Origin of the sequence: Sphingomonas sanguinis NBRC 13937, from assembly GCF_001591005.1 — a bacterium.
Taxonomy (GTDB): Bacteria; Pseudomonadota; Alphaproteobacteria; order Sphingomonadales; family Sphingomonadaceae; genus Sphingomonas; species Sphingomonas sanguinis.
In genome coordinates this window covers 1-6182 of sequence record NZ_BCTY01000089.1, presented here as the reverse complement: position 1 = coordinate 6182, position 6182 = coordinate 1, and the positions used below count along the sequence as shown (strand labels likewise).

6 protein-coding genes are annotated in these 6182 nt (G+C 68.3%); 5 read left to right on the top strand and 1 reads right to left on the bottom strand.

Annotated elements, in window-relative coordinates; all coding sequences use genetic code 11:
• The first annotated feature begins 110 nt into the window (after window positions 1–110).
• Together SSA01S_RS18470 and argB are read left to right on the top strand one after the other, a co-directional pair.
• Window positions 111–764, top strand: a complete 654-nt coding sequence (locus SSA01S_RS18470) for a queuosine precursor transporter (RefSeq protein ID WP_058716471.1) — start codon at window positions 111–113, stop codon at window positions 762–764.
• 48 nt (window positions 765–812) lie between these two features.
• On the top strand, window positions 813–1712 hold the full coding sequence (argB, locus tag SSA01S_RS18465) for an acetylglutamate kinase (RefSeq protein ID WP_061781572.1): 900 nt from the start codon (window positions 813–815) through the stop codon (window positions 1710–1712).
• 296 nt (window positions 1713–2008) lie between these two features.
• Here argB and SSA01S_RS19340 read toward each other — a convergent pair whose 3' ends face one another.
• On the bottom strand, window positions 2009–2170 hold the full coding sequence (locus SSA01S_RS19340; protein ID WP_082670284.1) for a DUF1674 domain-containing protein: 162 nt from the start codon (window positions 2168–2170) through the stop codon (window positions 2009–2011).
• Between the two features lie 68 nt (window positions 2171–2238).
• Here SSA01S_RS19340 and SSA01S_RS18460 point away from each other — a divergent pair, with 68 nt between their 5' ends.
• Genes SSA01S_RS18460 through SSA01S_RS18450 form a run of 3 tightly spaced genes read left to right on the top strand, consistent with a single transcriptional unit; the run spans window position 2239 to window position 6020 of the window.
• Window positions 2239–3582: an RsmB/NOP family class I SAM-dependent RNA methyltransferase gene (locus SSA01S_RS18460; RefSeq protein WP_419836521.1), complete on the top strand. Its 1344-nt coding sequence runs from the start codon at window positions 2239–2241 to the stop codon at window positions 3580–3582.
• 33 nt (window positions 3583–3615) lie between these two features.
• A complete protein-coding gene (rpe, locus tag SSA01S_RS18455; protein WP_058734429.1) occupies window positions 3616–4272 on the top strand; it encodes a ribulose-phosphate 3-epimerase in 657 nt (218 codons plus the stop codon).
• 5 nt (window positions 4273–4277) lie between these two features.
• Window positions 4278–6020 (top strand): heparinase II/III family protein, encoded by a 1743-nt coding sequence (locus SSA01S_RS18450; protein ID WP_061781571.1) that lies wholly within the window; start codon window positions 4278–4280, stop codon window positions 6018–6020.
• The last annotated feature ends 162 nt before the right edge of the window (window positions 6021–6182 follow it).

Here is a 6182-nt window from a genome sequence, read left to right as displayed (position 1 = left end):
GGGCGACACCCCTCCGTCAGGGCTCTGCCCTGCCACCTCCCCTTCCAGGGGAGGAATATGAAACGCGCCTAATCCTTTGCCATGCGGACATTTCGCGCTAACCATCGCCGATGGACCATCCCGACGTCGCATCCCGCCCGCGCCTGATCTCGCCTTCCCTGTTCGCCCTGTCGATCTTTTACGGCGGCATGGTGTGTATCGCGGGCGTGCTGGGCAACAAGCAGGTCTCGCTCGGGCCGATCGCGGTGGAGGCGGGTATCTTCGCCTTCCTGCTGCTGGTCGTCACGTCGAGCGCGGTGGCCGAACTGCATGGCCCCGCCGTCGCGGGTCGGCTGGTGCGGGTGGGCTTCGTACCGCTGCTCGTGTCGCTGGCGCTGTCCTGGGTGGTGTGGATGCTGCCGCCCTCACCCGACATGGTGCCCGCCAATCGCGAGGCGATCCAGCTGATCCTGGGGTCGACCTGGCGGATATGGCTGGGCGGGATCGTCGCCTACGGCGTGTCGCAGACGCTGAACGTCACCATCTTCGCCGCGCTGAAGGGGCGGGAGGGCAGCAAGATGCTGTGGCTGCGCGCGGCGGTGGCCAGCATGCTCAGCCAGGTGGTCGACACGCTGCTGTTCGTCACCATCGCCTTTTACGGCGCCTTTCCGATCGGCCAGCTCGTCATCGGACAGATGATCGCCAAGGTCACGCTGTCGGCCATTCTGGTGCCGCCGCTGATCTATGTGTTCGTGGCGATCGGTCGGCGGCTGGATCGCGCTTAACCCATATTGCCGGTTTTCCCCGCCGTCCACGCGCGATAAAGGGCCGCCATGACCAACCACGATCCCGACGCCGCCCTGCTCGCCAAGGCCGAGACGCTGACCGAGGCGCTGCCCTATCTTCAGCGTTATGCGGGCAAGACTTTCGTGGTGAAATATGGCGGCCACGCCATGGGCGATCCCGAGCGGCAGCGCGACTTCGCCGAGGACATGGTCCTGCTGAAGGCGGTCGGCATCAATCCGGTCGTGGTCCATGGCGGCGGCCCGCAGATCGGCGCGATGCTGAAGCGGCTGGGCGTCGAGTCGCAGTTCGTCAACGGCCTGCGCGTGACCGACAAGGAAACCGCGCAGATCGCCGAAATGGTGCTGGCGGGATCGATCAACAAGGAAATCGTCAGCTGGATCGCCGCCGCCGGGGGCCGCGCGGTCGGCATCTCGGGTAAGGATGCCGGGCTGGTCATCGCCGAGAAGGTGCAGGGGCGCGAGGCCGATCCGCTGAAGGGGATCGAGCGCCATGTCGATCTGGGCTTCGTCGGAGAGCCGGTCGCGGTCGACCCGCGCCTGATCGAGAGCCTTTGCGCCGACGGCATCATCCCGGTCATCGCGCCGGTCGGCATCGGGCTGGACGGCCATACCTATAACATCAACGCCGACACCATGGCGGGCGCGATCGCCGCGCGGCTGGGCGCGTCGCGCTTCTTCCTGCTGACCGATGTCGCGGGTGTGCTGGACAAGCAGGGCGAGCTGATGACCGACCTGAACCCGGCCAGGATCGCGGAACTGCGGACCGACGGGACGATCTCAGGCGGGATGATCCCGAAGCTGGAAACCTGCGTCAACGCGGTGGAAGCGGGCGTGGACGCGGCCGTGATTCTGGATGGGCGTGTGCCGCACGGGATGCTGCTGGAGATATTCACCAAGCAGGGGGCGGGGACGCTCGTTCGGCGGTGATGGGGTGGGGCGAGGTTGGGGCGCGTGGCCTTCGACTTCGCTCAGGCTGACCGGATTTTGGGGTAGTTCGGTCGCCCCAGGCACGCCCCTCCCGCAGGCGAGTTTCCGGTCGGTCATGCCCCCGGCATGACCTAAACGATGCGGGGCATCGTTTACCTGAAACTGGGATGGGGGAGGGCAAGCCCCAGGCGATGGTCTCTGCGAGGCTCCTTACCCTCCCCAAACCCCTCCCGCCTGCGGGAGGGGCTTCAGAAGAAGGAGGGGCTTAAAAGAAGAAGGCGGGAGGGTCTCGACCCTCAAAAATCGACCGCCACGCCCTTCAATTCCCAATCCCCGTACCGTACCGGATTCTTCCCCAACGGATCGGCTTCCGGCTCCGGCTTGGCCTCGGGTTCCGGCACCGGCGGGTTCTTCGACAGATAGGCGGGCGGCTTCACATGGTCGGGGCGCTGGCCCATGGGCGGTCCTTTCGACTAAGGGGCGGATAGAGTGCAGCCCATGTCGGGGCTGACAGGAGTTTTGCCAAGTGACACGTCCTCCCCAATCGCCGACCCGTGGCCGTCCCGATCGTCGGGGTGCGCCCAAGGGCGAGGACCGGCGCGGGCGGCAGCAGCGCCCGACCGAGCCGCTGGGCACCGCGAGCCGCCGCGCCGCCATCCGCCTGCTCGACGCGGTGCTGCGCCGGGGCGAGCCGCTGGAGGCCGCCCTCGCCTCGGCGACTCGCGCGCTGCCGGGCGGGCCCGACCGGGGCCTGGCGCATGCCATCGCGGCGGAGACGTTGCGCCGCCTGCCCGATCTCGACGCGCTGATCGACTCGGCGACCAAGCAACGCCTGCCCGACGATGCCAAGGCGCGCTTTGCCCTGCGCATCGCGCTCGTCCAGGTGCTGGCGCTGGGCACACCGCCGCACGCGGCGATCTCAACCGTGCTGCCGCTGGTCGATGGCGGCCCGCGCAAGCTGGTGCATGGGGTGTTCAGCACCATCACCAAGAGCGGCGTACTGCTCCCCGAAATCCCCGCTCTGCCCGACGCGACCGAGGCGCGCTGGGAAGAGAATTGGGGCGAGGAGATGGTCGAGGCCGCGGCGCACGCCATCGCCGCGCCGCCGCCGCTTGACCTGACGCTGGCCGATTCGTCCGCCACGCAAGAATGGGCGGAAAAGCTGGGCGGGGTCAGCCTGCTCCCCGGTCATGTCCGGCTGCCTTCGGGCAGCGCGGTCATGGAGTTGCAGGGCTTCGACGAGGGTGCCTGGTGGGTGCAGGACCTCGCCGCCTCGATCCCCGCACGGCTGCTCGGCGAGGGCAGGGGCCATGTGCTCGACCTGTGCGCCGCACCGGGGGGCAAGACGCTCCAGCTCGCCGCCGCCGGCTGGACGGTCACCGCGATCGACCAGTCCGAGTCGCGCCTTGCCCGCTTGAGCGAAAATCTAGAGCGTACCAACCAGTCCGCCGAGGTCGTCACCGCCGACCTGCGCGAATGGGCCCCGAAGGAACCGGTCGACGCGATCCTGGTCGACGCGCCGTGCAGCGCCAGCGGCATCTTCCGCCGCCACCCGGATGTCCTCTACCGCGTCCGCCCCGCGATCATCGCCGAGATGGCGGAGTTGCAGCGGGTCATCCTGACCCGTGCCGCCGACTGGCTGAAGCCCGGCGGGACCTTGGTCTATGCCACCTGTTCGCTGGAGCCCGAAGAGGGCGAGAATCAGATCGCGGCCTTCCTCGATCAGCGGCCCGATTACGCGCTGGTCCCGATCACCGGCGTGTGGCCGGGGATTACGGACAAGGGCACGATCCGCACCCTGCCGACGATGCTCGCAAAGGAAGGGCGGCTCGACGGGTTCTTCATCGCGATGCTGCAACGCAAAGGCTGACTTGGGCGCGATATGACGTTAAGGACAAATGCCATGCTCCCGGTCCGTATCGCACCCTCCATCCTGTCCGCCGATTTCGCCCGTTTGGGGGAAGAAGTCCGCGCCATCGACGCCGCGGGCGCCGACTGGATTCACATCGATGTGATGGATGGGCATTTCGTGCCCAACATCACCATCGGCCCGGCAGTGGTGAAGGCGCTGCGCCCGCATACGACCAAGCCGTTCGACGTGCATCTGATGATCTCGCCGATCGACGCCTATCTGGACGCCTTTGCCGAGGCCGGCGCCGACACGATCACCGTCCACCCGGAGGCGGGCCCGCACATCCACCGCACGATCCAGCATATCAAGGGGCTGGGCAAGCGGGCCGGGGTGGTCCTGAACCCCGCCACGCCTGCCAAGATGCTGGATTATCTGATCGACATGGTCGACCTGGTCCTCGTCATGAGCGTGAACCCCGGCTTCGGCGGGCAGAGCTTCATCGAGAGCCAGCTCAAGAAGATTTCGGCGATCCGCAAGATGATCGAGCATTCGGGCCGCGCCATCGACCTGGAGGTGGATGGCGGGGTCGATCCGGCCTGGGCCAAGCGCTGTATCGAGGCGGGGGCCGACGCGCTGGTCGCAGGCACCGCCGCCTTCCGGGGTGGCCCGGAGCATTACGCCGCGAACATCGCCGCATTGCGCGGTTGAGCGAAATGCGTGAACGTATGGGGGCCGAAGAGGCCCGTATCGCCGCCGACAGCATCGAGGAAGGCAAACGCCTGGTCCGCGTGCAGAGCGGCGGCCTGTCGCTCGCGGATCGGCTCAGCGAGCATCTCCACCGGTTGACCTGGCGTACGCCGCTGCATTCGTTGCGGTTGAAGGGGCGGCATCCGCTCAAGCTGATGGCGGTGCCCGAGGACCCGGTGCTGGGCGATATCGAGCGCGGTCATGCGCTGCTCGGAGGGGTGCTCGACTGGCGGGGCGAGGAGCGCGGGGTCGAGTCGATCGATTTCGCCCGGCCCGACTGGTCGACGGGGTTTGCCGATCATCTGCACAGCTTTGCCTGGCTGCGCGACCTGTCGACCGTCGCGACCCGGCAACAGGGTGCGCCAATCGCCGAATATCTGATGGGGCGCTGGCTCGACGCCTTTGCCGAGACGGTCGATGCGACCGCGTGGCGGCCCGATCTGTGGGGGCGGCGCATCCTGTTCTGGACCGCGCACGCGCCGCTGATCCTGTCGTCCAACGATCTCGTCTATCGCTCGCGTGTGCTCAACACGATGGCGCGCGGAGCCCGGCATCTGGATCGCGGTGCGGACAAGGCCCCGCCGGGCGTTGCGCGCATCGCGGCGTGGTGCGGGGTGATCGCGGCCGGGCTGCTGCTCGCGGGTGGCGATCCGCGACAGGCGTTCGGCGAGGCGGGGCTCGCCCGGGCGCTCGATACCGGGTTGTTCGCCGATGGCGGTGTCATCGCGCGGAGTCCGGCGGTCCAGCTCGACGCGGTGATGCTGCTGACCATGATGCGCGAAGTCTATGACGCGCGCGGACTGGCCTTCCCCGATCCGTTCCAGACGCGGTTGCAGCGGATGATCTCCGCGTTGCTCGGCGTCATGCACGGCGACCGGGCGCTGTCGAGCTGGCAGGGCTCCGGCCCCGAAACACCGGAGCGGATCGCCGCTGTCATCGAAGCATCGGGCGTGCGCACCCGGCCGCTGCGCCAGGCGGGCGACTGGGGTTATCAGCGGCTGGCGGCGGCGCAGGCGGTGCTGGTCATGGACGCCGCACCCCCGCCGATCGCCCGCGCGATCGAGGGCGGCTGCGCCTCGACCTTGGCCTTCGAGTTTTCGGACGGCGCGCAGCGGATCGTCGTCAATTGCGGCGGCGCCCGTGCGACCGTGGCGCAGGTGCCCGCCAGCTTGGCGCACGGCCTGCGCACCACCGCGGCGCATTCGACGCTGACGCTGGGCGACAGCAATTCCACGGCCATCCATGCCGACGGCACGCTGGGGCGCGGGGTTGCCCAGGTGGAACTCAGCCGCCAGGAATCGGACGCGGCCAGCCGGATCGAGGCGAGCCATGACGGTTATGTCCGTCGTTATGGCTTCACCCATCGCCGCCAGCTGCTGCTGACCGGCGACGGTCGCGAGCTGCGCGGTGAGGATGCGCTGCTCCCTGAGGGGCGCAAGCGGCAGGCGGGCAGCACGAACTTCGCGCTGCGCTTCCACCTCGGCGATGGGGTGGAGGCGATGGTCACGGCCGAGAGCGGCCAGGCGATCCTGCGCCTCGATGATGGTGCGCTGTGGCAGTTCCGCTGTCGGGGCGGCACACTGGCGATCGAGGAATCGCTGTGGATCGACGGCACCGGGCGGCCGGTGGCGACGCAGCAACTGGTCGTGACCGGCGAGACGCCTGCGGGCGGCGCGCATGTCAGCTGGGCGTTCAAGCGGGCGCTCTAGGAAGGATTGTTCGCACGGAGGCGCGGAGATTGGCGGACTTGCCGCGCTGACAAGGCTTCCGCTCTGGCCGATTATTGATCCGAAGGATTTGCCACCGGGCAAAACCCTTCTGCGTCCTCCGCGCCTCCGCGCGAACCATCAAATTCCTCCCCTGGAAGGGGA

Bases quoted from the DNA above. Each gene is read 5' to 3' on its own strand.
- SSA01S_RS18470 (WP_058716471.1), top strand. From the start codon at position 111: ATGGACCATCCCGACGTCGCATCCCGCCCGCGCCTGATCTCGCCTTCC.
- argB (WP_061781572.1), top strand. From the start codon at position 813: ATGACCAACCACGATCCCGACGCCGCCCTGCTCGCCAAGGCCGAGACG.
- SSA01S_RS19340 (WP_082670284.1), bottom strand. From the start codon at position 2,170: ATGGGCCAGCGCCCCGACCATGTGAAGCCGCCCGCCTATCTGTCGAAG.
- rpe (WP_058734429.1), top strand. From the start codon at position 3,616: ATGCTCCCGGTCCGTATCGCACCCTCCATCCTGTCCGCCGATTTCGCC.
- SSA01S_RS18450 (WP_061781571.1), top strand. From the start codon at position 4,278: ATGCGTGAACGTATGGGGGCCGAAGAGGCCCGTATCGCCGCCGACAGC.